The sequence below is a fragment of the Mesorhizobium sp. B2-6-1 genome (assembly GCF_006440475.1).
Classification (GTDB): domain Bacteria; phylum Pseudomonadota; class Alphaproteobacteria; order Rhizobiales; family Rhizobiaceae; genus Mesorhizobium.
The window spans coordinates 198583-224916 of record NZ_VFUH01000004.1; the positions used below are offsets into that span (position 1 = coordinate 198583).

Consider the following 26334-nt stretch of genomic DNA (forward strand, 5'->3'; position numbering starts at 1 on the left):
CGATGCGCGAGCGCGCGGTCCGCTATTTCGCATAATCGTTTCGGCATAAAACTTTAAGCTTGAAATATCTTGGCCCCGGCGCGATACTGAAATCAAGCAAGCGAAGAGGAGATCGCACAGATGAAGGTTGCGGTTCTCGGCGGCGGACCAGCCGGCCTTTACTTCGCCATTTCGATGAAGCTGAGGGACGCCGCGCACGATGTGACGGTTTTCGAGCGTAATCGCGCCGACGACACGTTCGGCTGGGGCGTCGTTCTGTCAGCCGAAACGCTTGAGAATCTGGCCAGGAACGATCCGGTCAGCGCCGTCTGGATCAAGAAGCATTTTGCGTATTGGGACGACATCGCCGTGGTCCATGACGGCGTGCGCACTGTATCCTCAGGCCACGGCTTCTGCGGCATCGGCCGCAAGCGGCTCTTGATCCTGTTGCAGCGGCGCGCACGCGAGCTCGGTGTCAAGCTGGTGTTCGAGACCGACATCGCCGATCCCCGGCCCTATATGGAGACGCATGACCTGGTCGTCGCCGCAGACGGGCTGAATTCCAGGGCGCGCAACAGCTTCGTCGACATCTTCAAGCCCGACATCGACACGCGCAAATGCAAGTTCGTGTGGCTCGGCACCCACCAGAAATTCGACGACGCCTTCACCTTCATCTTCGAAAAGACCGAGCATGGCTGGGTGTGGGCGCACGCCTACCAGTTCGACAGCGACACCGCGACCTTCATCGTCGAGTGCAGCGAACAGACCTGGGCCGCCTTCGGCTTCGGCGCCATGACGCAGCAGGAATCCATCGCCGTCTGCGAGCGCATCTTCGAAAAGCATCTTGGCGGCCACAAGCTGATGACCAATGCCAACCACATCAGGGGTTCGGCCTGGATCAATTTCCCGCGCGTGCTGTGCGAGCGCTGGTCGTTTGAGAATCTGGCGCTGATGGGCGACGCGGCGGCCTCAGCCCATTTCTCGATCGGCTCCGGCACCAAGCTGGCGCTGGAAAGCGCTGTCGCGCTGGCCGAGTATGTCGAAACCGAACCGGACCTAAAGGCCGCCTTCCGCAAATATGAGGACGCGCGCCGCACCGAGGTGCTGAAGCTGCAGTCGGCGGCGCGCAACTCGCTCGAATGGTTCGAGGAGGTCGAGCGTTATCTCGGCCTCGATCCGGTGCAGTTCAACTATTCGCTGCTGACCCGCTCGCAGCGCATCAGCCACGAAAACCTGCGGCTGCGCGACGCGGAGTGGCTTGAAAGCGCGGAGGAGTGGTTCCAGCGCCAGGCGGGCGCCGGCGCCAACAGACTCCGTCGCGCCCCGATGTTCGCGCCCTTCCAGCTGCGCGACATGCGGCTCAACAACCGCGTGGTCGTGTCGCCGATGGCACAATACAAGGCTGTCGACGGCTGCCCGACGGACTGGCATTTCACGCACTATGCCGAGCGTGCCAAGGGCGGCGCCGGGCTCATCTATATCGAGATGACCTGCGTCAGTCCGGAAGGGCGGATCACGCCCGGCTGCCCGGGCTTCTATGCGCCCGAACATGAGATGGCGTGGAAACGGCTGGTCGGCTTCGTCCATGCCGAGACCGAAGCGAAGATCTGCGCGCAGATCGGCCATTCCGGCGCCAAGGGCTCGACACGGGTTGGTTGGGAAGGCACCGACGTGCCGCTGGCGGCGGGCAACTGGCCCGTCATGGCGGCATCGGCGGTGGCGTGGTCACCTGAGAATCAGGTGCCGAAGGCGATGGACCGCGCCGACATGGACAGAGTGCGCGACGGGTTCGTGGCTTCGGCTGAGATGGCCGACCGCTGCGGCTTCGACATGCTCGAGATCCACGCCGCGCACGGCTATCTCCTGTCGTCCTTCATCACGCCGGTCACCAACCGGCGCACGGATGCGTATGGCGGTTCGCTGGAAAACCGCATGCGATATCCCCTTGAAATCTTTCGCGCCGTACGCGCCGCCTGGCCGGCGCAGAAGCCGATCTCAATGCGCATTTCGGCCAATGACTGGGTCGGCATCGAAGGCGTAACACCCGCCGACGCCGTCGAGATCGCGCGGCTGTTGCATGAGGCCGGCGTCGACATTTGCGACGTCTCGGCAGGACAAACTTCGGTGCTGGCAAAGCCGGTCTATGGCCGCATGTTCCAGACGCCGTTTTCCGACCGCATCCGCAACGAGGTCGGCATGGCGACGATGGCGGTCGGCAACATCTATGAGCCGGACCATGTCAATTCGATCCTGATGGCCGGCCGCGCCGACCTGGTGGCGCTGGCACGGCCGCATCTTGCCGATCCCTACTGGACGCTGCATGCGGCGGTGGCGCTCGGCGACCGTGGCGTGAAATGGCCGGATCCTTATCTGCCGGGGCGCGACCAGATCTACCGACTGGCCGAACGCGACGCCGCAGCGGGGCTGAAAGTATGACGGCCGCCGCGATGATCGCCGGCAGCCATGCCCTTGTCACCGGCGGCGGGTCTGGTGTCGGCCGAGCGATCGCTCTGGCGCTGGCTGGTGCCGGCATCGACGTCACCATATGCGGCCGCCGCGAGGCGGAGCTGGCCAAGGTGGCTGGCGAAAGCAAAGGCGTTTTCGCCATCACTGCCGATGTCACCAATGAGGCGGCGATGGCATCGCTTTACGAGACGGCGGAGGCCGCGCGCGGGCCGTTCGACATCGTCGTCGCCAATGCCGGCATGGCGGGCAGCACGCCGGCGCACAAGACCACGCTGGCCGACTGGCAGCGGACGCTGGACGTCAACCTGACCGGCGCTTTCCTGACGGTGAAGCCGGCGCTCGCCGGCATGGCCGCGCGCAAGGCGGGCCGCATCGTCTTCATCGCGTCTACCGCCGGACTGAAAGGCTACGCCTATGTCGCGCCTTACGTGGCGGCCAAGCATGGCGTCGTCGGCCTGATGCGGGCGCTGGCTGCCGAGACGGCGAAATCCGGCGTGACCGTCAATGCGGTGTGCCCGGGGTTTGTCGAGACGGACATGTTGGACGAGTCCATCGAGCGGATCGTTGAAAAAACCGGCCGTTCGACTGAACAGGCGCGGGCGAGCCTTGCCGCGACCAATCCACAAGGCCGCTTCATCCAGCCGCAGGAAATTGCCGCCGCCGTGCTGTGGCTGTGCGGCGATGCGGCGGCGTCGATCACCGGACAGGCAATTTCGATCTCAGGAGGCGAAACATGGTAGCCGGCCCCCTGCCCGCGCCGTCGGGACCCGGCAAGGACCGCTTGCGGCTGTGGATCAGGCTGCTGCGCGCCTCGCGCACGATCGAGGCCGAACTGCGCGAGCGGCTGAAGAAGGAATTCAACACGACGTTGCCGCGCTTCGACGTGATGGCCGCGCTCTACCGAGCGCCCGAAGGCATGCTGATGAGCGATCTGTCGCGCTTCCTGCTGGTATCCAACGGCAATGTCACGGGCATCGTAGATCGGCTCGTATCCGAGGGGCTGGTCGCGCGCGCCCGCCGCAATGGCGACCGCCGCACCTCGATGGTGCGGCTGACGGATGAGGGCTCGAAGTCCTTCGCAGTCATCGCTGCCGCTCACGAGGGCTGGGTCGGCGAATTGCTGGGCAAGGTGAGCGAGGACGACGCGCGCCGGCTGACCGGCATGCTGACCTCGTTCCGCAGCAACTGGGAGGGACGCGAATGAGCAAGATGGCCGGCTTCAAGCCGAAGCATTTCCTCTGGCAGGTCGAAGGCCGGATCGCCAAGGTCCGGCTCGACCGGCCGGAGCGCAAGAACCCGCTGACCTTCGACAGCTATGCGGAACTGCGCGATACATTCCGCGACCTCGTCTATGCCGACGATGTCGATGCCGTGGTGTTCCTGTCCAATGGCGGGAATTTCTGCTCCGGCGGCGATGTCCACGATATTATCGGCCCGCTGGTCAAGATGGACATGAAGCAGCTCCTGGCCTTCACCCGCATGACCGGCGATTTCGTAAAGGCGATGCTGAATTGCGGCAAGCCGATCATCGCGGCGGTCGACGGCGTGGCGGTCGGCGCCGGCGCCATCATCGCCATGAGCTCCGACATCCGCATCGCCACGCCGGACGCCAAGACGGCATTCCTGTTCACCCGCGTCGGTCTTGCCGGCTGCGACATGGGAGCCTGCGCGATCCTGCCGCGCATCATCGGCCAGGGCCGCGCCGCCGAACTGCTCTACACCGGCCGCAACATGACGGCTGCCGAAGGCGAGCGCTGGGGGTTCTACAACAGATTGGTCGATGCCGCATCGCTCGAGGCCGACGCGCTCGACATGGCGGCGCGCATCGTCTCCGGCCCGACCTTCGCCCACGGCATCACCAAGACGCAGTTGAACCAGGAATGGTCGATGGGCCTTGACCAGGCGATCGAGGCGGAAGCTCAGGCGCAAGCGATCTGCATGCAGACGCGCGATTTCGAGCGGGCGTACAAGGCGTTCGTTGCCAAGGAAAAGCCGGTGTTCGAGGGGAATTGAGGATGAGCGGGTTGATGGAGACGTTGGCGGGACAGCGCCCCCCTCTGGCCTGCCGGCCATCTCCCCCTCTAGGGGGGAGATTGGCAGCTTCGGCGGCGGCAGCCATCCTGCGGCGCAGGCGATTCGCGAAAGCCGAGATGAGGATCGATCTCCCCCTTAGAGGGGGAGATGTCCGGCAGGACAGAGGGGGGCGCCGTAGAGCACGGACTCTGGAGAATAGCGGAGGCAGAAATGCCTGACCGCTCCTTCCTCGACTGGCCCTTCTTCGAAGACCGTCATCGCGAACTGGCCGGGCACCTCGAGGCATGGTGCGCGAAGAACCTGCCCGTCGATCACCATGACGTCGACACTGCCTGCCGCGAGCTGGTGCAAAAACTCGGCCGGGACGGCTGGCTCAAGCCGACGGCGCTCGACACCGACAATCCGGGACCGCTCGACGTGCGCACCTTGTGCATCACGCGTGAGACGCTGGCGCGGCATGACGGGCTCGCCGATTTCGCCTTCGCCATGCAAGGGCTCGGCACCGGAGCGCTCAGCCTGTTCGGCACGCCGGAACAACAGCAATGGCTTTCGAAGACGCGCGCCGGCAAGGTCATTTCCGCCTTTGCGCTGTCGGAACCGCGCTCGGGATCGGATGTCGCCAATATGGAGATGACAGCGACCCGCGATGGTGACGGCTATGTCCTGTCGGGCGAAAAGACCTGGATCTCCAATGGCGGCATCGCCGATCTCTATGTCGTCTTTGCCCGCACAGGCGAGGCACCCGCCGCCAAGGGGCTATCAGCCTTCATCGTGCCCGGGGACAGCAAGGGCCTCGGCATCGCGGAGCGCCTGGAAGTCATAGCGCCGCATCCGCTGGCACGACTGTCTTTCGATCAGGTCCGCCTGCCCGCCTCGGCGCTGATCGGCAAACCGGGCGACGGCTTTCGCATCGCCATGTCGGTGCTCGACGTGTTCCGCTCGACCGTCGGCGCGGCGGCACTCGGCTTTGCTCGCCGCGCACTCGATGAAAGCATCAAGCGGGTGGCCGAACGCAAGCTGTTCGGCGCGCCGATGGCCGAGCTGCAGATGGTGCAGGGCCATATCGCCGACATGGCGCTCGACGTCGATGCCGCGGCGCTTTTGGTCTACCGCGCCGCCTGGACCAAGGACATGGGCGCGGCGCGGGTAACGCGCGAGGCGGCGATGGCCAAACTGTTCGCCACCGACAAGGCGCAGGAGGTGATCGACAAAGCGGTGCAACTGCATGGCGGCGACGGCGTCCGCAAGGGTCACATCGTCGAAAGCCTGTATCGCGAGATCCGCGCGCTGCGCATCTATGAGGGTGCTTCCGACGTGCAGAAGGTGGTGATCGCGCGACAGGTGATGGGGGCGGCCTGAACAGGGCGCGTCGTCGGACTGGACTGTTTTCGAACGCGGATATTGCGGAGAGTTGAAATGCACGAGATCCTACAGCCGGATGGCTGGGCCAAGCCAGTCGGTTACGCCAATGGCGTAGCGGCTCGCGGGCGGCTTGTCTTCGTCGGCGGACAGGTCGGCTGGAATGGGCTGTGCCAGTTCGAGACCGACGATTTCGTCGGACAGGTGCGGCAGACGCTTCAAAATATCGTCGCGGTGCTGGCGGAGGCCGGAGCTGAGCCGCGGCACATCACGTCGATGACGTGGTATTTCACCGATAAGAGCGAATATCTGGCCAATCTCAGGGGTATAGGCGAGGCCTATCGCAAGGTGATCGGCCGGCATTTCCCGGCGATGGCCGCGATGCAGGTGATGGCACTGGTCGAGGACCGAGCCAAGGTGGAGATCCAGGCCACCGCGGTTATTCCGGAATAATCGGCCGTCGCTTCGTCATCCTGGGTGCAGCAAGGAGCGTAGCGATACGGCGCAGACCCCAGGATGAGAAATCAGGAAGGCATGGGCCAGACTATTCTCCGCGAAGGCCGGCCTGCTCCAGCAGCGGCAGCACGTGATCGCAGAAATAGGGGAGTTCCTGCGTGTAGTTGACGAAGGACAGCGCAATGCCCTGGTAGCCATGCCCGGCAATGGCGGCCATAGCGGCGGCGATCGTTTCGGGCGTTCCGACCAAGGGATAGGTGCCGGCGCCGCCGGCGAAACGCTGGCGATAGCGGTCATAGGCATACGGGTCGTGCGACCGCGAGAATTCCTTTTTGCCGGCCATATGGGCATCGACCGCCTCACGGTCGGCCAGATCGACGGCATAGCGTGTGTAATAGGCCTGCGCCTCCTCCATCGTCGGCCGGCAGACGACATGCGCCACGGTGTAGACGCCGACCTCGCGGCCAGCCTTGCCGGCCCGCTCACTGATATCGGCGACATGTTTGCCGGCATCGGCCATCTCGGAAAAGGTCGTGAACAGATAGTCACATCTGGCGGCAGCGAAATCGCGGCCCGGACCGCCGAAAGCCGCGTTCATCGTCACCGGTCGCGGAACTTGCAGGCTGGCCGGCCGGCTCACGGCTTCCTTGAGACGATAATAAGTGCCCTCATAGTCGAGAGGTTCAGCCGACGCATACAGCCTTTCCAGAATTTCGATCCATTCGGCGGCCTGATCATACCCCTTCTCGACCAGCGGCGTGCCGAACATGCCGAATTCCTTCGGGTTCCAGCCGCAGACGATGTTGAGGCCGGCACGGCCCTGGCTGATATGATCGACCGTCGCCAGCGCCTTGGCGGCGTAGAGCGGATGCACGAGGGGCACATGCACGGTCATGAACAGGCCGATCCGCTCGGTGGCCACACTGAGCGCCGCCGCCCAGGTGAAGGTCTCGAACGACCATTCGCGCACCCTGTTGCGGCCGCCAAAGCCGCGCCAGCGCGCGATCGGCAGCAGGAATTCCAGCCCCGCGCGGTCGGCGATCTGCGCCGCCGTCAGATTGTCGTGCCAGCTTGCCGTCCAGCGTTCAGGCACATCCGATATGGCAAGGCCGCCGTCGGCATTGGTCGAGAAGACGCCGAGCTTCAGTCTGTTTGGGCCGTGCAGGGGATGCGCTTTGATCATGTCCGGAACTCGCGGCGGGAGATCGACACGCTAGGCCCGCGCGAAAATATTTCAAGCCTGAAATAGCTTCGCCTCGCCGCTGTTTGCGGATATGAATTCCGGCACGACAACAAGGGGATGGAACGATGAGCGGGTTTCGCCACAAATGCATCTGTAGGGAAAGCCTCGTCGGTTCCTTTGCCGCCATTCCGCATCCCGTTGCGGTCGAGGTGATGGCGCAGTCCGGTCTCGATTTCCTCTGCATCGATTGGGAACATGCCCAGATTTCGCGCGACATGATCGAGGCGATGGTGCGCGCGGCCGACATCCATCGCGTGCCGGCCATTGTGCGCGTGCCCGGCCATGCACCGGAAGCGATCGCCGCGGCATTGGACAGCGGCGCGCAAGGCGTGCTCGTCCCGCGCGTCTCGACCGCCGCCCAGGCGCAGGCGGCGGTGAAGGCCTCGCGTTATCCGCCGACCGGCGAGCGCGGCGTCGGGCCCGGACGGGCCGCCGGCTATGGCTACCGCATCTCCGAATATCTCGCTCAAGCCAATGACAGCATCGTCGTGGCGGTTCAGGTCGAGACATCGGAAGGGCTGGCCAATATCGAGGCGATCGCCGCCGTCGAGGGTGTCGACGTGATCTTCGTCGGGCCCGGCGATCTCTCCGTATCGATCGATGCGATCGGCCCGAAAGGCGCCGACAAGCTCGCGCAAGCGATCCGCAGGATCATCGATGCGACGATCGCGCATGGCAGGACATCCGGGATCTTCTGCGCGAGGCCGCAGGATGTCGCCCAATGGGCGACACTCGGCGCCAGTTTCTTTATCCTGGCCAGCGACACGATGTTTCTGGGGGCTGGCGCTGCCGCCGGCAAAGCCGGCGCGGATGCTGAGCTGGGCGGTAGCGGCCGCAGCTAGCGCTATCGAAAGGTTTGCCAGGCGCCGTCGCCGCCAACTTTTTAAGCTTAAAACTTTTGCCTTGAAAACTGCCGCGGTTTGGATAAGCATTCCTCGATCGATGGCGACTGCCGTTCCGGACGGGCTTGCCGGACATCCATCGTGGTGCATCGGGTGGGATCAAAGGGTTTCAGTCCTTGTCGTTCATGCTGCCCCCAGTCATCCTCCGACACGCGCCATGCGTGCGATGGCGTGCGCGCGCCAGATCCGCGATCCGCATACCGAGAGCATCGCCAACCTTGCCTTCCCGCCCATGTGCGTCTGCCGCGACCGGACAGCGCCCGACCGTATGGCGGCGAGCATGAATTGACGCCCCGCTGGGAGGTGGGGCGGCAAGAAACCGTGCGGGCATCAGCCCGCCCGATCAACAACCAGAGGGAACACCCCAGAGGGACCAACAATGAGCCTGACCCGTCGCAATCTCATCCTCCTCGCGGCCGCCATCGGCATCGCCGCCGGACCGGCAACCGCCTATGCCGCCGATGTGCTCAATGTCGGCGCCTACCCGACCAACCCTCCGTTCGAGTACAAGAACGAGAGCGGCACTTTCGAGGGCTTTGAAGTCGACATCGTCAACGAAGCGGCAAAGCGCGTCGGCATGACCACCGACATCGCCGATCTCGGCTTCCAGGCGCTGTTCGCCGCCACCACCTCGAAGCGCATCGATGTCGCCATCTCGTCGATCACCATCACGCCGGAGCGGCTGAAGTCGCAGTCGTTCACGCAGCCTTACTATGATTCCGACATGGGCATCGCCACCAAGACCGACAGCCCGATCAAGGCCGAGGCCGACCTCAAGGGCAAGATCGTCGGCGTGCTGTCCGGCTCGACCGGCGAGACCTGGGTCAAGGCGCATCAGGAGGCCGATGGCCTCAGCGACGTAAAGGGCTATGACACACAGCAGAACCTTTTGCTCGACCTCAGCGCCGGGCGCATCGACGCGGCTGTCAGCGACATTCCGGGCATGCAGTACTCCTTCACCAAGATGAAGGATCTCACCGTCAAGGAACGCATCAAGACCGGCGAACAGTACGGGCTGATGATGACCAAGGACCACCCGCTGCTCGGCAAGCTCAACGACGCGCTGACGGCAATGAAGAAGGACGGCACGCTGGCCGCGATCCACAAGAAGTGGTTCGGCAGCGACGCGCCCGCCGATTCCTCGACCGCCAAGGAAATGCCGGTGCCGAAGGCCTGAGCGGCGGCCGCCAAGGAGAACGTGCCGGCTCGAAAGGCCGGCACGTTCCGTTTGATACATAGTCTCCCGGAACCAGCGCGGCGCGGCAAAACCGCTTTCGCTGTTCCGGACCTCTGCTCCGGCGTCAAGGGACGCCAAACGGTTCGGGAAAGCCTCCCATGTCGCTGCTCGATACGTTCTTCAACGCCGACGTCATCGCGTCCAGTCTGCCGGCGCTGCTGCGCGGCTTTCTCAACACGCTGCTGCTCGGCCTGCTCAGCATCGGCATCGGCATCCCCATCGGCCTGGTGATCAGCCTGTTGCGGCTTTATGCGCCGAAGCCGCTCAGATGGCTGGCGGTCGGCTACACCGACATCTTCCGCGCGCTGCCGGTGCTGGTGGTGCTGATCCTGATCTACTATGCGCTGCCCTTCCTCGGCATCCGCCTGTCGTCCTGGGCTTCCGCCGTGACGGCCTTCGCCATCATCATGTCGGCCTATTCGGCGGAAGTGTTCCGCTCCGGCATCGAAAGCATTCCGCGCGGCCAGTTCGAGGCGTCGCAGGCGCTCGGCCTGCCGTTCCTTTTGACCTTGCGCAAGGTGGTGCTGCCGCAGGCGGTGCGCGTGGTCATCCCGCCGATGACCAGCAACTGCGTCTCGATGTTCAAGGACACCTCGCTCGCCTCCACCGTGGCGCTGCCGGAACTTTTGAAAGAAGCGACCAATGCGCAGTCGCTCTACGCCAACCCCTCGCCGCTGATCGGCGCAGCCCTGGTCTATCTCATCTTCCTGTGGCCGATGGTTCGCCTCGTCAGCCTGCTTGAAGGCCGTTTCAAAACCGAGAAGACGCGCTGACCGCGCCTTCAACTTCCCCTCTACCGAGCACTTCGCAGGAGACGACCATGAACAAGCATCAAGCCGCCAATGCGACCGGCACTTCCGGCGCATTCCCTGTTGAAAGAATCCGGGCGATGTTTCCGGCCTTGCAGCGGGCAGGCGACTTCATCTTCCTGGACAACGCCGCCGGCGCGCAGATTCCGCAGAGCGTGCTCGATGCGGTGACCAACCATCTGGTATCGCACAATGTGCAGCGCGGCGGCCGCTATGGCCGCAGCGTCACCGTTGACCAATCGGTCGCCGATGCGCGGACAAGCGTGGCACTGCTGATCAATGCCTACAGCCCATCCGAGATCTGCTTCGGCATGAACGCCACCTCGTTCATCCGCCTAGTCAGCCTCGGCATCGGCCAGATGCTTGGAGAGCGCGACGAGATCGTCGTCACCGACATGGACCATGACGCCAACATCGCGACATGGCTGGCACTCGAATCCGCCGGCGCCAAGTTCAAGTGGTGGCGCATGCGCGAGGACGGCAACCTGCATATCGACGATCTGCGCCCGCTTGTTTCCGATCGTACCCGGCTTGTCGCCTGCACGGTGACGGCGCATTCCATCGGCTCGATCGTCGACGTCGCTTCGGTGGCAGGGATCGCGCACGCCGCCGGCGCCGAAGTGTTCCTCGACTGCGTGCATTACGGGCCGCATGGGCTGATCGACGTCCAGGCATGGGATTGCGACTATCTCGTCTGTTCCGGCTACAAGAATTTCTCGCCGCATATGGGTTTCCTGTGGGGCCGCTTCGAAACGCTGAAGCGGCTGCCGACCTTCCGCGAGGACTTCATCCCCGACGAGCCGCCCTACAAGGTCGAGGCCGGCACCTTCATTTACGAGAACGTGTCGGGCATGGATGCGGCGGTCCAGTATCTGGAACTCATCGGCCGCAACCTTGCCCCGTCCAACAACCGCTCGCGGCGCGAAAACATCGTCGCCGGCATGGGCGCCATCCGCGACTACGAGCTGGTGCTGGCGCGCGAGATGCTGGCTGTGCTGAAGAGCTGCGGGGCAACGATCTACGGCGTTTCCGAGGAGGCCCGGATCAACGAACGCGTGCCGACCTTCTGTTTCAACATCGGCAAATTGTCGCCGCAGCGGATCGTCGAGGAAATGGCCGAGATGCAGATCGGCATTCGCGACGGCCACATGTACGCCCCGCGCCTGATGAAGCGCCTCAACCTGTCGATGGACAGCGGCGCCATCCGCGCCTCGCTGGTGCACTACAATACGGTAGACGAGGTCAGGCGTTTCAGTGAAGCGCTGCGGGCTGTCATCGCGAAGCTGTCGTAGCGCTCGACCCTTTTCGCGAGAGAAACCGGAGGCTTGACTGCCTCCGTTTCGTCATCCACGGGCGGAGCAAGGAGCGGAGCGACGCGGCGCAGACCCGAGGATGACGACCACCGCGGCTTAAGCCGCTTTCTTCTTCGCCAGCCTCGCCTTGATGCTGGCGACATCGGCGCGCGGCGTGGCGGCGAACAGGGTCCTGGTGTAGCTGTGCTTGGGGTCTGAAAAGACCTCGTCGCGCGAGCCGTATTCGACCGCCTCGCCGAAATACATCACCATCACGTCGTCGGCGATGTAGCGCACCACGGAGAGATCGTGGCTGATGAAGACATAGGTCAGCTGGAATTCGTCCTGCAGGTCGGCGAGCAGGTTGAGCACCTGTGCCTGCACCGACAGATCGAGCGCCGAGACCGGCTCGTCCAGCACCAGAAGGCTCGGGTTCAGCATCAGCGCACGGGCGATGGCGACGCGCTGGCGCTGGCCGCCCGAGAACATGTGCGGATAGCGGTTGTAGTGCTCGTGACCGAGGCCGACCTTCTTCAGCATCTTCATGGCGAGGTCGCGCCGCTCGGCGGCCGTCTTGTCGGTGTTGATCAGCAGCGGCTCGCCCAGCACGTCGCCGATCTTCTGGCGCGGGTTGAGCGATCCGTAGGGGTTCTGGAAGACGATCTGCACCTTGCGGCGCATCTCCTTGGTCAATCCGCCCCTGGCGATGTCGACCTTGTTGCCGTCGATGAACAGTTCGCCCGATGTCGCCGGATCGATGAGCGTGATGATGCGGGCGAGCGTGGACTTGCCGCAGCCGCTTTCGCCGACGATGGCGAGCGTCTTGCCCTTATCCACGGTGAACGAGACGCCCTTGACCGCGTGCACCGTGCGCGGCCCGCTGAACAGGCCGCCGCCGATATGGTAGTCGCGAACGATGTTCTTGCCTTCGAGGACGGTGGTGCTCATGCGGAGGCTCCCGCGGCCGAGGGCGCCGGCTCGAACAGCATGTCGGAAACGGTCGGCAGCCGGTCGCCGACCGCGTTCTCCGGCAGCGCCGACAGCAGCGCGCGCGTGTAGTTGCTTTTCGGGCTCTCGAACAGCGACAGCACGTCGGCCTCTTCCATCTTGCGGCCCTTGTACTGAACGATGACGCGGTCGGCTGTCTCGGCCACCACGCCCATATTGTGGGTGATCATGATCAGGCCCATGCCGTATTTGGCCTGCAGCGAAACCAGGAGATCAAGGATCTGCTTCTGGATGGTAACATCGAGCGCGGTGGTCGGCTCGTCCGCGATCAAGAGCTTCGGATTGCAGGCGATGGCGATGGCGATCATGACGCGCTGGCACTGGCCGCCCGACATCTGGTGCGGAAACGAGCTCAGCCGTTCTTCCGGATCGGCAATGCCGACGAGCTTCATCAATTCGATGGCGCGCGCGCGGCGCTGGGCGCGGTCCATGCCCATATGGAAGCGCAGCACCTCCTCGATCTGGAAGCCGACGGTGAAGCACGGGTTGAGGCTGGCGATCGGCTCCTGGAAGATCATGGAGATATCCTTGCCGACGATCTTGCGCCGCTCGGACGGGCTGAGCTTCAGCAGATCGACGCCGTCGAAGGCCATGCGGTCGGCCTTGACGGTCGCGGTGTTGGGCAGCAGCCCCATCACCGCCAGCATCGCCACCGATTTGCCGGAACCGGATTCGCCGACGATCGCCAGCACTTCGCGCGGCTCGATCGACAGGTCGATGCCCTGCACGGCCATGAACGGACCGGCGGCGGTGTCGAAGGAAACGGTGAGGTTCTTGATCTCGAGCAGGGACATGCTCACGACCTCTTCAGCTTGGGGTCGAGCGCGTCGCGCAGGCCGTCGCCGATCAGGTTGATGGCAAAGACGGTGATCAGGATGGCAAGGCCGGGGAAGGTCACCACCCACCAGGCGCGCAGGATGAACTCGCGCGCCTCGGCCAGCATCGTGCCCCATTCCGGCGTCGGCGGCTGCGCGCCCATGCCGAGGAAGCCGAGGGCGGCGGCTTCGAGGATGGCGTTGGAGAAGGACAGCGTCGCCTGCACGATCAGCGGCGCGATGCAGTTGGGCAGGATGGTGACCAGCATCAGCCTGAGATGGCTTGCGCCCGCGACCTTGGCCGAGATGACATATTCGCGGTTCTTCTCCGCCATCACGGCGGCGCGGGTGAGCCGGGCGAAGTGCGGCTGCAGCACGAAGGCAATGGCGATCATGGCGTTGACCAGCCCAGGTCCGAGAACGGCGACCAGCACCAGCGCCAGCAGCAGCGACGGGAAGGCCAGGATGATGTCCATGATGCGCATGATGAGCGTATCCACCCAGCCGCGGCAGTAGCCGGCGAGCAGGCCGAGGATGACGCCAGAGATCAGCGCCGTGGTGACGACGACGAAGCCGATGGCGAGCGAGAAGCGCGAGCCGTAGATCAGGCGCGAGAGAATGTCGCGGCCGACGGCGTCGGTACCGAGCAGGAACTGGGCGCTGCCGCCCGCCTGCCAGGCCGGCGGCGTCAGGAAGAAGTCGCGGAACTGGTCGTCCGGCGAATGCGGGGCGAGCAGCGGCGCGAAGACCGCGATCAGGATCAGCAGCGCGAAGACGAAGAGGCCGATCACCGCGCCCTTGTTGATCGAGAAATAGTGCCAGAACTCGGCGAACATCTGCAGCCGGGCGTCCTGCGGCCTGACGACGGTCGCGGCTTCGATTGTGGCAGGGCCTTCGTTGGTCATGTCAATTCGCCCGGATACGCGGGTTGATGACGGCATAGAGCACGTCGACGATGAGGTTCACCGACATGACGATGAGCGCGATCAAAAGCAACCCGCCTTGCACGGTGAAATAGTCGCGCTTGGAAATAGCGTCGATCATCCATTTGCCGATGCCTGGCCACGAAAAAATGCTCTCGGTCAGGATGGCGCCGGTCAGGAGCGTGCCGACCTGCAGGCCAATGGTGGTGACGACCGGGATCAGCGCATTGCGGAAAGCGTGCAGCCCGATGACGCGGCGAGGCGCCAGGCCCTTGGCGCGCGCGGTGCGCACATAGTCCTCGCCGAGGACCTCGAGCATGGCCGACCGCGTCTGCCTGGCGATGACGGCAAGCGGAATGGTGCCGAGCACGATGGTGGGCAGGACGAGGTGCGACAGGGCCGAGCGGAATGCACCCTTCTGTCCGGAGATCAGGGAATCGATGGTCATGAAGCCGGTTACCGGCTTGAAGAAATAGAGAAGGTCGATGCGGCCGGAAACCGGCGTCCAGTGCAGCATGCCGGAGAACACGATGATCAGCAGCAGCCCCCACCAGAAGATCGGCATGGAATAGCCTGCCAGCGCCGTTCCCATGGTCAGTTGGTCGAACCAGGAGCCGCGGCGGATCGCGGCGAAGATGCCGAAGGCGACGCCGATGACGATGGCGAAGATCATGGCGAAGATGGCAAGTTCGACCGTCGCCGGGAACCGCACCAGGAAATCCTTGAGCACCGGCGTCTTGGTGGAAAACGAGGTGCCGAAATCACCGCTGAGGATATTGGCCAGATAGGTCAGGTACTGTCGCCAGATCGGCAGGTCGAAGCCGAACTGGTGCATCAGCGCAGCGTGACGTTCGGGCGACAGGCCGCGTTCGCCCGCGAGCACCAGCACCGGATCACCGGGCAGGATGCGCACGAAGCCGAAGGCGAGGATGGTTATCCCGATGAAGGTCGGGACGATGAGGGCGAGCTTGCCGAGGATATAACGCAGCATGGCGGGCGAGGTGGGACGGCGCTGTGGCGCCGCCCCGTTTCGCGAACCTTATTCGGCGATATCGACGCCGTCGAAGCGATGGATGCCGAGCGGATCCATCGCAAAGCCGGAGACGGTCTTCTGCATCGGCATGAACACCTTGGAGTGTGCGAGCGTCGCCCACGGTGCCTGTTCCTTGAAGATGACCTGCGCCTGTTCGTAGAGCTTGGTGCGCTCGGCCTGGTCGGAAACCGTCTTGGCCTTGTTGATGAGCGCATCGAAGTCCTTGTTGCACCATTCCGCGCGGTTGTTCGAACCGACGGAAGCGCAGCTCAAGAGCACACCGAGGAAGTTGTCCGGATCGCCATTGTCACCGGTCCAGCCGACGATGACGGCGCCGTCGTGATCGACCGCCGAAGCGCGCTTGAGGTATTCACCCCAATCGTAGCTGACGATGTTGACTGTGACGCCGACCTTGGCGAAGTCGGCCTGGATCAGCTCGGCGGTGCGGCGCGCGTTCGGCATGTAGGGGCGCGACACAGGCATGGCCCAGACATTCATCTTGAGGTCCTTGACGCCGGCCTCTTCGAGCATCTTCTTGGCCGCATCCGGATCGTACGGATCGTCCTTCACGTCCTTGTTGTAGGACCACATGGTCGGCGGGATCGGGTTGACGGCCACCTGGCCGGCGCCCTGGAAGACCGCGTCGATGATAGCCTTCTTGTTGATGGCCATGTTGAGCGCCTTGCGCACGCGCACGTCGTCGAACGGCTTCTGCTGGGTGTTGTACATCAGCGCACCGACATTGAGGCCTTCCTGCTCGTCGACCTTCAGGTTCGGATCGGCCTGCAGGCCGGCGATGTCGGCCGGCGCCGGGTAGGACATGATGTTGCATTCGCCGGCCTTCAGCTTCTGCGCACGGACCGCCGGATCGGTGGTGATGGCGAAGACAAGGTCGTCGATCTTCTGCTTGCCGCCCCAATAGTCGGGGTTGGCCTTGTAGCGGATGGCAGCGTCGGTCTGGTAATCGACGAAGATGAACGGGCCGGTGCCAATCGGCTTCTGGTTGAACAGTTCAGGCGTCTTGTCCGCCTGCAGCTTGTCGGCATATTCCTTGGAAACGATTGAGGCGAAGTCCATGCCCAGCGTCGGGATCAAAGTGATCGCCGGCTCCTTGAGGGTGAACTTCACCGTCAGGTCATCGACCTTCTCGACCTTGGTGATGTTGTCGCCGAACTGGTCATTGTAATACTGGTAGGCAATGCCCGGTATGTACTGGAACCAGGGGCCGTTCTTGTCGACCTGACGCTGGAACGAGAACACCACGTCGTCGGCGTTGAAGTCGCGCGTCGGGGTGAAATAGTCGGTAGCGGCGAACTTCACGCCCTTGCGAAGCTTGAACGTGTATTCCTTGCCATCGTCGGAAATGGACCAGCTTTCGGCCAGGCCCGGCGAGACCGTCGTCTTGCCATGGTCGAATTCGACGAGGCGGTTGAAGACCGTACGCGAAGACGCATCGAACGTCTGTCCCGCGGTGTAGGGCGCCGGGTCAAAGCCTTCCGGCGAAGCTTCGGCGCAGTAGACCAAGGTTTTTGCGTTGGCCACGCCGCCCAGGACGCTTGCAGCCAGCAACGCGGCTGCAAAAGTCAGTTTCTTCCTCATTGAGCACTCCCTGATGTTTTTCCAAGCCCCTCTATCAGGCTCGCGAAGCGCGCATATAAGCACCGTTTCTCCGGCTTTGGAACACCCAGTTTGCCTACCCCATGGTAAGCGGGAAAAAAATCCTCCCTCCCGCGAAAAAATGGAAAAATTCAGTATTTTTTTCTATTCACAACATTATTAACGACCGCATTTTTTTATTGATCACCAATCTCACGAGATCGACGTCGCGCCCGCTTTCATGTGACCGGGGACGCCGGACGATGCAGGGCCGCTGCGCCCATGGCGAGAAAGATTTTCGGCGGCAAATCTTTCGACGGCTTGCCGCTTGGGCAAGGCTTGCACGCCCGCCGATAGAGGCCATACATAGACAAGGCACCAGCGGCAGCGGGGGACGCCTCTGTTGTCAGGAGGCGAGCGCGGCAGGGACGAACAAAACAGGGAGGGACGGTTGGCAAAAGCATCGAACAGGACGGCTCCGCCGAAGACGGCCAAGGCGACCCTGAAGCCGGCCGCGGGCGCCGACAAGCAGCCAACGCCCCCTGCCAAGAACACAAAGGGCGCAAAGGCAAGGGCCGCAGGGAAACCTTCCGCCGGCAAGGCGGACGCTGTTGTCAAACCGGCCACGAAGCCGGCGGCCAAAGCCGTCCCCGCAAAGACGTCGGCGAAGGCCGGAACTGCTAAAACCGGGGCGACAAAGACCAGTTCGACCAAGGCCGGGACGACGAAGACTGGCGCGAGCCAGACCGGGGCGACCCAGACTAGCAAGACTGGCGCCGCACAAGCCGCATCCGTGGCCAAGCCGGCACCGGCGGCCTCGAAACCGGCGGCCGCCAAGCGATTGCCGAAAGCGCTCACCGCCCTTGCCGCAGGCTTGCCGGAAAAGCCCTGGCTGGAAAGCTACCCGAAGAACATGCCGGCCGAGATCGGCGCCCTGCCCTACAGCTCCATCGGCGATTTCCTCGTTGCCGCCTGCAAGCAATTTGCCGGCCAGCCGGCCTTCACCTGCATGGGCAAGTCGATCACCTATGCGGAACTCGAACGGCTTTCGGCGGCGTTCGGCGCCTACCTGCAATCGACCGGGTTGCCCAAAGGCGCACGCGTCGCCCTGATGATGCCGAACGTGCTGCAATATCCGGTGGCGATGATGGCGGTGGCGCGCGCCGGCTACACGGTGGTCAATGTCAACCCTCTCTACACGCCGCGCGAGCTGGAACACCAGCTCAAGGATTCCGGGGCACAAGCGATCATCATCCTGGAGAACTTCGCCAGCACCTTGCAAGCGGTGATCGCCAGGACGTCGGTCAAGCACGTCGTCGTCGCGGCCATGGGCGACATGCTCGGCGGGCTCAAGGGAAGCATCGTCAATCTGGTGGTGCGCCGCGTCAAGAAGATGGTGCCGGCCTGGTCATTGCCCGGCCATGTCAAGTTCAACGCGGCGCTGAAGGTGGGCAGCGGCATGGGTTTCAAGCCGGCCAAGGTAGCGGCCGACGATATCGCGTTCCTGCAATATACCGGCGGCACCACGGGAATCTCGAAGGGTGCTATCCTGCTGCACAGCAACGTGCTGGCCAATGTCGCGCAGAATTCGCTGTGGCTGCAGGACGCCTACACGGTCAAGCCAAAACCCGCCCATCTCAACCTCATCTGCGCACTGCCGCTCTATCATATCTTCGCGCTGACCGTGAATGCGCTGATGGGCATGCAAATGGGTGGACAGAACATACTGATCCCCAATCCGCGCGACATCCCCGGCTTCGTCAAGGAAATGGGCAAGTATCCGATCCATATCTTTCCAGGCCTCAACACGCTGTTCAACGCGCTGCTCAACAATGAGGATTTCCGCAAGCTCGACTTCAAGCCGCTGCTCCTGACGCTGGGCGGCGGCATGGCGGTGCAAAAGGGCGTCGCCGAGCGCTGGAAGGCGCTGACGGGCTGCCCGGTCAGTGAAGGCTACGGCCTGTCGGAGACGTCGCCCGTGGCAACGGCCAACAAGTTCAGCTCCGGCGAATTCACCGGCACGATCGGCCTGCCGCTGCCGTCTACCGAGATCGCCATCCGCGACGAGGAGGACAACAATTTGCCGCTCGGCGAGGTCGGCGAAATCTGCATCAAGGGGCCGCAGGTGATGGCGGGCTACTGGAACCGGCCTGACGAGACCGCCAAGGTGATGACCAAGGACGGCTTCTTCAAGTCGGGCGACATGGGCTTCATGGACGAGCGCGGCTACACCAAGATCGTCGACCGCAAGAAGGACATGATCCTCGTTTCCGGCTTCAACGTCTATCCGACCGAGCTCGAGGAAGTCGTGGCGCTGCATCCCGGCGTGCTCGAAGTGGCGGCAATCGGCGTGCCGGACGAGCATTCGGGCGAAGTGCCGAAACTGTTCATCGTCAAGAAGGACCAGGCGCTGACCGCCGAGGCCATCACCGCCTATTGCCGTGAGAACCTGACCGGGTACAAGCGGCCCAGATACATCGAATTCAGGACAGAACTGCCGAAGACGCCGGTCGGAAAGATCCTGCGGCGCGCATTGCGCGAATAGGAGCCGGCTTGGACCACGATCTTGCCGGCGACGATGCGCCAGACCGGCGCCAGCGCCTCGACCCGGCCGAGTTCATCAAGGCCAACATGCGCCTTGTCCCTGCGCCTGCGCTTCCAGAAATCCGGTTTTACACGGCGCACCCCAGCAGCGGATTGAGACGGCTCGTCGAGCCCGAAGGCGATGCGGAAGACGCACCGGAGCCACAACCGCCCTACTGGGCCTACGCATGGGCCGGCGGCACCGTGCTCGCGCGCTATGTCCTCGACCATCCGACGACCGTGGGGGGACGCCGCGTGCTCGACCTTGGTGCCGGTTCCGGCATTGTCGGCATCGCTGCCGCGAAGGCCGGGGCCCGCGAAGTGATCGCCGCCGAGATCGACCGAAACGGCGTCGCCGCGCTCGGTCTCAATGCAAAAGACAACGGCGTCACGATCTCGGTGATCTGCAAAGACATTACCACCGGTCCGCCACCAGCGGTCGACCTTGTGCTGGCTGGCGACGTGTTCTACGGACCCGATGTCACCCAACGCATGATCCCCTTCCTCGACCGCTGCCTTGCCGCTGGCGTCGAGGTCCTGATCGGCGACCCGCGCCGCGCCGATCTACCATTGTCGCGGCTCAGGCTGCTCGCCGAATATCAGGTGCCGGATTTCGGCGACGCGAAGGGCGCCGCAAGCAGGCCGAGCGGCGTCTTTTCCTTCGAAGCCGAGACGCCGCTAGCGACGAGATCAGATCGTCTCCTTGACCCGCGCTGAAAGGAAATCCGGCAGGTCGACAACCGAATCCAGGATCACGTCGGCAATTCCGGCCAGAGATTCACGCGTGCCGGTGCCCGAGAGCACGCCGACCGCCAGGCCGCAGCCGCCGGCACGAGCCATTTCGAGATCGTGGCGGTTATCGCCGATCATGGCGACCTGCGTCGGCTCCAGGCCGGTGAGATCGCAGAAGGCCTGGATCGTATCCGGCGCCGGCTTGGGATTGGCCACCGCGTCATAGCCGTAAGCGGCGTCGAACAGCTGCGCGACGCCGAGCGTTACCAGCGTTTTTTCCGCGCCGCTGGTCGAATCGTTGGTGGCGACGCCGAGCCGATAGGACCTTGCGTGCAAGGTGCCGAGCGTTTCGACGATGCCCGGCAGAGCCACCGCCATCGCCGAGCCCTGCACCGAGGTGATCTGGTTGAAGCGGGCGACGGCCAGCATCTGGTCTTCGTCGGACAGGCGCGGAAACCACAATTCAACGACGTCGAGATTGGTGCCGGAGGCAAAGATGGAATCGGGCTTGAAGCGCCTGTTGGCGAAATCGAAGCCCGCGGCCGCAAGCAGCCTGTCGGCCTTCCAGCGGTCGCCTTCGGAGGCGTCCATGGCCATGAAGTCGGCAACCCCGAGCCAGGTCGCATTGAAGTCGACAAGCGTTCCGTCCTTGTCGAACAATATTCCCTTGATGTCTGCCAACTCAGTCACTCCGAACCACGCAAATGGTGGATGTGTTCCACCAGGCCGGCGGTCGAGGCATCCCGCTTTGCGGCACTTTCCTTGCCTTCCACGACTGGCAGAAGGCCGGTGGCCAGTTCCTTGCCGAGCTCGACGCCCCATTGGTCGAAGGAGTTGATGTCGAACAGCGTTCCCTCGACGAAGACGCGGTGTTCGTAGAGAGCGATCAGGCGGCCGAGCGTGCGCGGGTCAAGCTTGCGATAAAGAATGGTCACCGAGGGCCGGTTGCCGGAGAAGACGCGGTGCGGGGCAATACGATCGACATCGGCCGGCTTCATGCCCTTGGCCAGCATCTGCGCGCGCGCTTCCTCCAGCGTGCGGCCCCTCATGAAGGCTTCCGACTGCGCCAGGCAGTTGGCGAGCAGCAGGTCGTGATGGTGCTTCAGCTCCGGCTCGTGGCCGTTCGCCGCGGCGAGGAATTCGACCGGAATGAAATCGGTTCCCTGGTGCAGGAGCTGGAAGAAGGCGTGCTGGCCATTGGTGCCGGGCTCGCCCCAGACCAGCGGCCCGGTCGGCGTCGCCACGGGGCCGCCGTCCAGGGTGACGCTCTTGCCGTTCGATTCCATGTCGAGCTGCTGGAGATAGGCCGGCAGCCTGGACAGGCGCTGGTCATAGGGGATGACCGCGCGGGCCGGGTATTTGCAAACGACGCGATGCCACCAGCCGAAAAGGCCAAGCAGCACCGGCAGGTTTTTGGCCAGCGGCGCTGTGCGGAAGTGTTCGTCCATTTCGTGCGCGCCATCGAGGAAGGCGCGGAAATCGCGTGGACCAATGGCGATCATCACGGGAAGGCCGATGGCGCCCCACACAGAATAGCGGCCGCCGACCCAATCCCAGAAGCCGAAGACGCGGTCCGGCTCGATGCCGAACTTCGCCACCAGGTCGAGTGCCGTCGAGACAGCGGCGAAGTGCTTGCCGATCGCTTCCTTGCCGAGCGCCTTCTGGACCCAGTCGCGCGCCGTCTGCGCATTGGTCATCGTTTCGACCGTGGTGAAGGTCTTGGAGGCGACGATAAAAAGCGTGCTCTCGGCGGAAAGGCCCTTCAGCGTGTCGTGGATATGGGCGCCGTCGATGTTGGAGACATAGTGCGCGCGCGGACCGTCATGATAGGGCGCCAGCGCCAACGTCGCCATGGCCGGGCCGAGATCGGAGCCGCCGATGCCGATATTGACGATGTCGGTGATCTTCTTGCCGGTGGCGCCTGTCGCCTTGCCGGAACGCACCGCGTCGGCGAAGGCGCCCATCGCGTCCAATACGGCAATGACCTCCGCCTTCACATCCTGCCCGTCGAGCATGATGCCCTTGCCGGTCAGGTTGCGCAGGGCGGTGTGCAGAACAGCGCGGCCCTCTGTAACGTTGATCTTCTTGCCGGCGAACATGGCGGCGCGGCGGCCTTCGAGATCGGCGGCGTCAGCCAGATTCTCCAGCAGGTCCATCGTGCGCGCATCGACGGCGCATTTCGACCAGTCGAGCAACAGGTCGCCGTCGCTGGCGGAGAACGTCTTGAACCGCTGCGGATCGGCGGCGAAGGCCTGGCGCATATCGCCGGCTGCCGCGGCGCGATGGTCGCGCAAGGCGGCAAGCTGTTTTTGGAAGGCTGACTGATCCACCGGCGGGCTCCTGGGACTGTTAAATTATCTTAGCAGACCGGATGTTTCCGGCGCGTGTCGTCGCGCCAAACTATTGAGCCGAATTCCGTCCGGTCAATACGCGGCGATGACGCACTGCGTTACACGGGATGCGAAGGCCGAAAGATCACTGGCATAAATCCCAAAGATCAGAAAAATTGATTGGCGCAACCCCTTGTGCCACCGTTACATTCGACTGGTCCAGCCAAACGAAAAAAGCTGGCCATCGAGGAACATTTCCCATGCCACAGCGCAACGACACGGCCATATGGTCCGGCCTGTTCCGGATTTCGGCCGAATCCGGCCAGACTTTGCAGGCACAGATCCGCCAGGCGATCGTGGCCGCTATTCTCGACCGCCAGATCGCCGCTTCGATGCCGCTTCCGTCATGCCGGATATTGGCCGAAAAACTCGGCGTGGCGCGCGGAACCGTGGTGCTGGCCTTCCAGCAACTGGTCGACCAGGGCTTCCTGGTGGCGCGCGAGCGGCGCGGCCATTTCGTCAATCCCGACGTTTTGGCGACGCCGGCCAAGCCGCACCAGAAGGCGCCCGACCAGGCCAACGAGATCGACTGGAAGGCACGCCGGCAGATCGCGGCCAGCGACATGCCGTCGCCAGCCAAGCACGAGAACTGGATCAAGTCGTCCTACCCCTTCGTCTATGGCCAGTTCGATCCGGCGCTGTTCCCGACCGCCGAGTGGCGCGAGTGCAACCGCATGGCGCTTGCCGTGCTGGAGATCCGCAACTGGGCCTCCGACATGGTCGATCGCGACGATCCGCTGCTGATCGAGCAGATCCAGGCGCGGCTGCTGCCCAGGCGCGGCATCTTCGCCAACCCCGACGAGATCATCGTCACGCTGGGCGCCCAGAACGCGCTCTACATGCTGGCGACGCTTTTGATGACCAAGGGCTCGAAGGTGGCGATGGAGGATCCGGGCTACCCCGACGCACGCTCGATCTTCCGGCTCGCCGGCGCCGACATCCAGCCGGTGCCGGTCGACCAGTCCGGCATCGTAACCTCTTCGATTCCCAACGATTCCGGCTTTGTCTTCGTCACGCCCAGCCATCATTGCCCGACCATGGTGCCGCTGTCGGCGGAACGCCGGCAGGACCTTCTGGCGCGCGCCAACCGCTACAACCAGATCATCATCGAGGACGGCTATGACAGCCAGCTTCTCGACGAGGCGCCGCAGCAAGCCTTGAAGAGCCTCGACCGCTCCGGCCGCGTGATCTATGTCGGCTCGATGTCGAAGACGCTGGCTCCGGGCCTGCGGCTTGGCTACATCGTGGCCTCGGCTGGACTAATCGCCGAACTCAGGGCGCTGCGCCGCTTCATGCTGCGCCATCCGCCGGCCAACAACCAGCGCGCGGTCGCGCTGTTCCTGTCGCTCGGCCACCACGAAGCGCTGGTGCGGCGGCTGTCGAGCGCCTTCGACGAGCGGCGCAAGCGCCTGGTCCATGCGATTTCCGCTTTCCTGCCCGAGTGGCGTTCGACCGACTCGGCCGGCGGCACGTCGCTGTGGCTGGAGGGACCGCGCGGCACCGATTCCCGCGGACTGGCCGAGGCCGCCGCCTCGCGCAGCGTCATCATCGAACCAGGCGACCGCTTCTTCGACCGCACCGAAAAGCCTTCGCGTTTCATGCGCTTGGGCATCTCCTCGATCGCGCTGCAGCATATCGAGCCCGGTATCCGCGAACTTGCAACCGCCGCGGGCCGCAGGCCGGCCGCCGCCTGATCACCTGGGCCTGACCACCTCCCGGGAGCCGCGCAACAGCGGCTCCTGCTTCTTTAGCACTGGCATATGCAACCGGACCGGCTGGCTCATAGGCTGTGCCAATGCCGGCGGCATAGTCGAGGCCTAAAGGGGACGAAGCAGCCGATGGTGGACCAACCGCCGCCCTGCTTCCGAGAAAAGGTGGAGTGCTTCCATGTCAGTGGCTGTCGAAAAGCAGGAAGCGGCCGACCAGCGTTCGCGCCGCTCCGGCGGACGCGAAGCGCGTCGCGCCATGCGGGCGGCGCCGCTCGCCGACGACATCAGGCCGGTTCGCGCCGGCCTTGAGGGGGGGAGCTATGGCCCCCTGCGCGGCACTGATTGCGAGCGCATCCACGAAGCGGTGCTGACCCTGCTGGAGACGGTCGGCTTCGCCAACGCAATCCCGTCCTGCATCGAGGCGCTGACCAAGGCCGGCGCCAGCCATGGCGACGACGGCCGTATCCGTTTCCCGCGCGCACTGGTGCTCAACACGATCAAGCGGGCGGCGCGGCATTTCACGCTCCACGGCCAGGACCCGAAGCACGACATGGTGATCCAGGGCAAGCGCGTGCATTACGGCACGGCGGGTGCTGCCGTGCATCTTGTCGACGTCGAGAAGCGCGAGTATCGCGAATCCTTGCTGCAGGACATCTATGATGCCGCGCGCATCGTCGACGGGCTCGACAACATCCATTTCTTCCAGCGGCCCATGGTGCCGCGCGACATTCCCGATCCGCTCGAAATGGACTTCAACACGCTCTATGCCTGCGTGATGGGCACGTCCAAGCATGTCGGCACGTCCTTCACGGTGCGGGAGAACGTGCAACCGGCGCTCGAAATGCTCTACGCGATCGCCGGTGGCGAGGAGAATTTCCGGGCCCGGCCGTTCGTGTCGAACTCCAACTGTTTCGTCGTGCCGCCGATGAAATTCGCCGAGGACGCCTGCGGCGTGCTCGAGGCCTGCGTCGAAGGAGGCATCCCGATCCTGCTGCTTTCGGCCGGACAGGCCGGGGCCACCGCTCCGGCGGCGATCGCGGGTGCGGTGGTGCAAGCCGTGGCCGAAGTGCTGGCCGGCCTTGTCTATGTCAACACCATCAAGCCGGGCCATCCGGCGATCTTCGGTACCTGGCCGTTCGTGTCGGACCTGCGCACCGGCGCCATGTCCGGCGGCTCGGCCGAACAGGCGGTGCTGACCGCGGCTTGCGCGCAGATGGCGCAGTTCTACGACCTGCCAGGCGGTTCGGCCGCAGGCATGACGGATTCGAAACTGCCCGACATCCAGTCCGGCTATGAAAAAGGCATTACCAATGTGATGGCCGGCCTTTCCGGCCTCAACCTGGTCTACGAATCGGCCGGCATGCATGCGTCCCTGCTCGGCTTCTGCCTGGAAAGCCTGATCATCGACAACGACATGCTGGGCCATTGCCTGCGCTGCGTGCGCGGCATCGAGGTGACGGACGACGCGCTGTCGATCGACACCATTGCCGATGTCTGCCTGAAAGGCCCGGGCCACTATCTCGGCAACGAGCAGACGCTGAAGCTGATGCAGACCGAATATTTCTACCCCGCCGTCGGCGACCGGTTTTCGCCGAAGGAATGGAACGAGAAGGGCCGACCCGACATATTGCAGCGGGCGATCGTCGAGAAGAAGCGCATCCTCGCCGAACGCTTCCCGCGCCATGTGCCGAAGCCGCTCGACGACAGGCTGCGCGCCCGCTTCGGCGACATGATCAAGCTGCCGCGCAACGGCATGGGCGGCTGAGAA

General features: G+C 64.0%; 23 protein-coding genes. 14 read left to right on the top strand and 9 right to left on the bottom strand.

The features are described from left to right. Positions 1–120: 120 nt before the first annotated feature. The 6 genes from FJ443_RS11365 (at position 121) to FJ443_RS11395 (ending at position 6291) form a co-directional block, all read left to right on the top strand. Complete coding sequence (locus tag FJ443_RS11365) at positions 121–2415, top strand: bifunctional salicylyl-CoA 5-hydroxylase/oxidoreductase (protein WP_140629988.1); 2295 nt, start codon at positions 121–123, stop codon at positions 2413–2415. Further along, positions 2412–3185: an SDR family NAD(P)-dependent oxidoreductase gene (locus FJ443_RS11370; RefSeq protein ID WP_140523750.1), complete on the top strand. Its 774-nt coding sequence runs from the start codon at positions 2412–2414 to the stop codon at positions 3183–3185. Before FJ443_RS11365 ends, FJ443_RS11370 begins: the two co-directional genes overlap by 4 nt. After that, entirely contained in the window at positions 3179–3649 is a 471-nt protein-coding gene (locus tag FJ443_RS11375) for a MarR family transcriptional regulator (RefSeq protein ID WP_140513060.1), read from the top strand. Before FJ443_RS11370 ends, FJ443_RS11375 begins: the two co-directional genes overlap by 7 nt. Further along, positions 3646–4458: an enoyl-CoA hydratase family protein gene (locus tag FJ443_RS11380; protein WP_140496981.1), complete on the top strand. Its 813-nt coding sequence runs from the start codon at positions 3646–3648 to the stop codon at positions 4456–4458. The genes FJ443_RS11375 and FJ443_RS11380 overlap by 4 nt, the downstream gene beginning before the upstream one ends. A 231-nt stretch (positions 4459–4689) precedes the next feature. Next, positions 4690–5838 carry an acyl-CoA dehydrogenase family protein gene (locus tag FJ443_RS11390; RefSeq protein WP_140523745.1) on the top strand — a complete coding sequence of 383 codons (1149 nt, stop codon included), beginning with the start codon at positions 4690–4692 and terminating at the stop codon, positions 5836–5838. A 57-nt stretch (positions 5839–5895) separates the two neighbouring features. Beyond that, positions 5896–6291: a RidA family protein gene (locus FJ443_RS11395; protein WP_140664051.1), complete on the top strand. Its 396-nt coding sequence runs from the start codon at positions 5896–5898 to the stop codon at positions 6289–6291. A 91-nt stretch (positions 6292–6382) separates the two neighbouring features. Here the strand turns inward: FJ443_RS11395 and FJ443_RS11400 are convergent, their stop codons facing one another. Further along, positions 6383–7477 (bottom strand): LLM class flavin-dependent oxidoreductase, encoded by a 1095-nt coding sequence (locus FJ443_RS11400; RefSeq protein ID WP_140664054.1) that lies wholly within the window; start codon positions 7475–7477, stop codon positions 6383–6385. 125 nt (positions 7478–7602) lie between these two features. Here FJ443_RS11400 and FJ443_RS11405 point away from each other — a divergent pair, with 125 nt between their 5' ends. The 4 genes from FJ443_RS11405 to FJ443_RS11420 all read left to right on the top strand — a co-directional run bounded on the left by FJ443_RS11405 (position 7603) and on the right by FJ443_RS11420 (position 11777). Next, positions 7603–8379, top strand: a complete 777-nt coding sequence (locus tag FJ443_RS11405) for an HpcH/HpaI aldolase/citrate lyase family protein (protein WP_140664058.1) — start codon at positions 7603–7605, stop codon at positions 8377–8379. A 439-nt stretch (positions 8380–8818) separates the two neighbouring features. Further along, on the top strand, positions 8819–9616 hold the full coding sequence (locus tag FJ443_RS11410) for an ABC transporter substrate-binding protein (RefSeq protein ID WP_140496991.1): 798 nt from the start codon (positions 8819–8821) through the stop codon (positions 9614–9616). A 158-nt stretch (positions 9617–9774) separates the two neighbouring features. Continuing rightward, positions 9775–10449 carry an amino acid ABC transporter permease gene (locus FJ443_RS11415; RefSeq protein WP_140556801.1) on the top strand — a complete coding sequence of 225 codons (675 nt, stop codon included), beginning with the start codon at positions 9775–9777 and terminating at the stop codon, positions 10447–10449. A 47-nt stretch (positions 10450–10496) separates the two neighbouring features. Continuing rightward, a complete protein-coding gene (locus tag FJ443_RS11420; RefSeq protein ID WP_140664062.1) occupies positions 10497–11777 on the top strand; it encodes a cysteine desulfurase-like protein in 1281 nt (426 codons plus the stop codon). A gap of 117 nt (positions 11778–11894) precedes the next feature. Here the strand turns inward: FJ443_RS11420 and FJ443_RS11425 are convergent, their stop codons facing one another. The 6 genes from FJ443_RS11425 to FJ443_RS31650 form a co-directional block, all read right to left on the bottom strand. Beyond that, complete coding sequence (locus FJ443_RS11425) at positions 11895–12725, bottom strand: dipeptide ABC transporter ATP-binding protein (protein WP_140664065.1); 831 nt, start codon at positions 12723–12725, stop codon at positions 11895–11897. Beyond that, positions 12722–13579: an ABC transporter ATP-binding protein gene (locus FJ443_RS11430; protein ID WP_140497000.1), complete on the bottom strand. Its 858-nt coding sequence runs from the start codon at positions 13577–13579 to the stop codon at positions 12722–12724. The genes FJ443_RS11425 and FJ443_RS11430 overlap by 4 nt, the downstream gene beginning before the upstream one ends. Before the next feature lie 2 nt (positions 13580–13581). Continuing rightward, positions 13582–14436 (bottom strand): ABC transporter permease subunit, encoded by an 855-nt coding sequence (locus FJ443_RS11435; protein WP_181169874.1) that lies wholly within the window; start codon positions 14434–14436, stop codon positions 13582–13584. Between the two features lie 70 nt (positions 14437–14506). Beyond that, entirely contained in the window at positions 14507–15514 is a 1008-nt protein-coding gene (locus FJ443_RS11440) for an ABC transporter permease subunit (RefSeq protein ID WP_140497004.1), read from the bottom strand. A gap of 48 nt (positions 15515–15562) precedes the next feature. Further along, the gene (locus FJ443_RS11445; protein ID WP_140497006.1) at positions 15563–17155 is read right to left on the bottom strand and encodes an ABC transporter substrate-binding protein; all 1593 of its coding nucleotides are present in this window, start codon (positions 17153–17155) and stop codon (positions 15563–15565) included. 210 nt (positions 17156–17365) lie between these two features. Continuing rightward, positions 17366–17866 (bottom strand): hypothetical protein, encoded by a 501-nt coding sequence (locus FJ443_RS31650; protein ID WP_246681216.1) that lies wholly within the window; start codon positions 17864–17866, stop codon positions 17366–17368. Between the two features lie 127 nt (positions 17867–17993). On the opposite strand from FJ443_RS31650, the gene FJ443_RS11450 reads away from it, so the two are divergent. Next, on the top strand, positions 17994–19697 hold the full coding sequence (locus FJ443_RS11450; protein WP_224646604.1) for a long-chain fatty acid--CoA ligase: 1704 nt from the start codon (positions 17994–17996) through the stop codon (positions 19695–19697). Positions 19698–19705: 8 nt separating this feature from the next. Next, a complete protein-coding gene (locus tag FJ443_RS11455; protein ID WP_181175095.1) occupies positions 19706–20452 on the top strand; it encodes a methyltransferase in 747 nt (248 codons plus the stop codon). Here the strand turns inward: FJ443_RS11455 and FJ443_RS11460 are convergent. Beyond that, positions 20426–21148 carry an HAD family hydrolase gene (locus tag FJ443_RS11460; RefSeq protein ID WP_140664071.1) on the bottom strand — a complete coding sequence of 241 codons (723 nt, stop codon included), beginning with the start codon at positions 21146–21148 and terminating at the stop codon, positions 20426–20428. The genes FJ443_RS11455 and FJ443_RS11460 overlap by 27 nt on opposite strands. Before the next feature lie 5 nt (positions 21149–21153). Continuing rightward, positions 21154–22797 carry a glucose-6-phosphate isomerase gene (gene pgi, locus FJ443_RS11465; protein ID WP_140664074.1) on the bottom strand — a complete coding sequence of 548 codons (1644 nt, stop codon included), beginning with the start codon at positions 22795–22797 and terminating at the stop codon, positions 21154–21156. A gap of 260 nt (positions 22798–23057) precedes the next feature. Between pgi and FJ443_RS11470 the strand changes: the two genes are divergently transcribed. Further along, positions 23058–24551, top strand: coding sequence for a PLP-dependent aminotransferase family protein (locus FJ443_RS11470; RefSeq protein ID WP_140664076.1), 1494 nt, complete (start codon positions 23058–23060; stop codon positions 24549–24551). 193 nt (positions 24552–24744) lie between these two features. After that, positions 24745–26331 carry a trimethylamine methyltransferase family protein gene (locus FJ443_RS11475; protein WP_140559714.1) on the top strand — a complete coding sequence of 529 codons (1587 nt, stop codon included), beginning with the start codon at positions 24745–24747 and terminating at the stop codon, positions 26329–26331. The last annotated feature ends 3 nt before the right edge of the window (positions 26332–26334 follow it).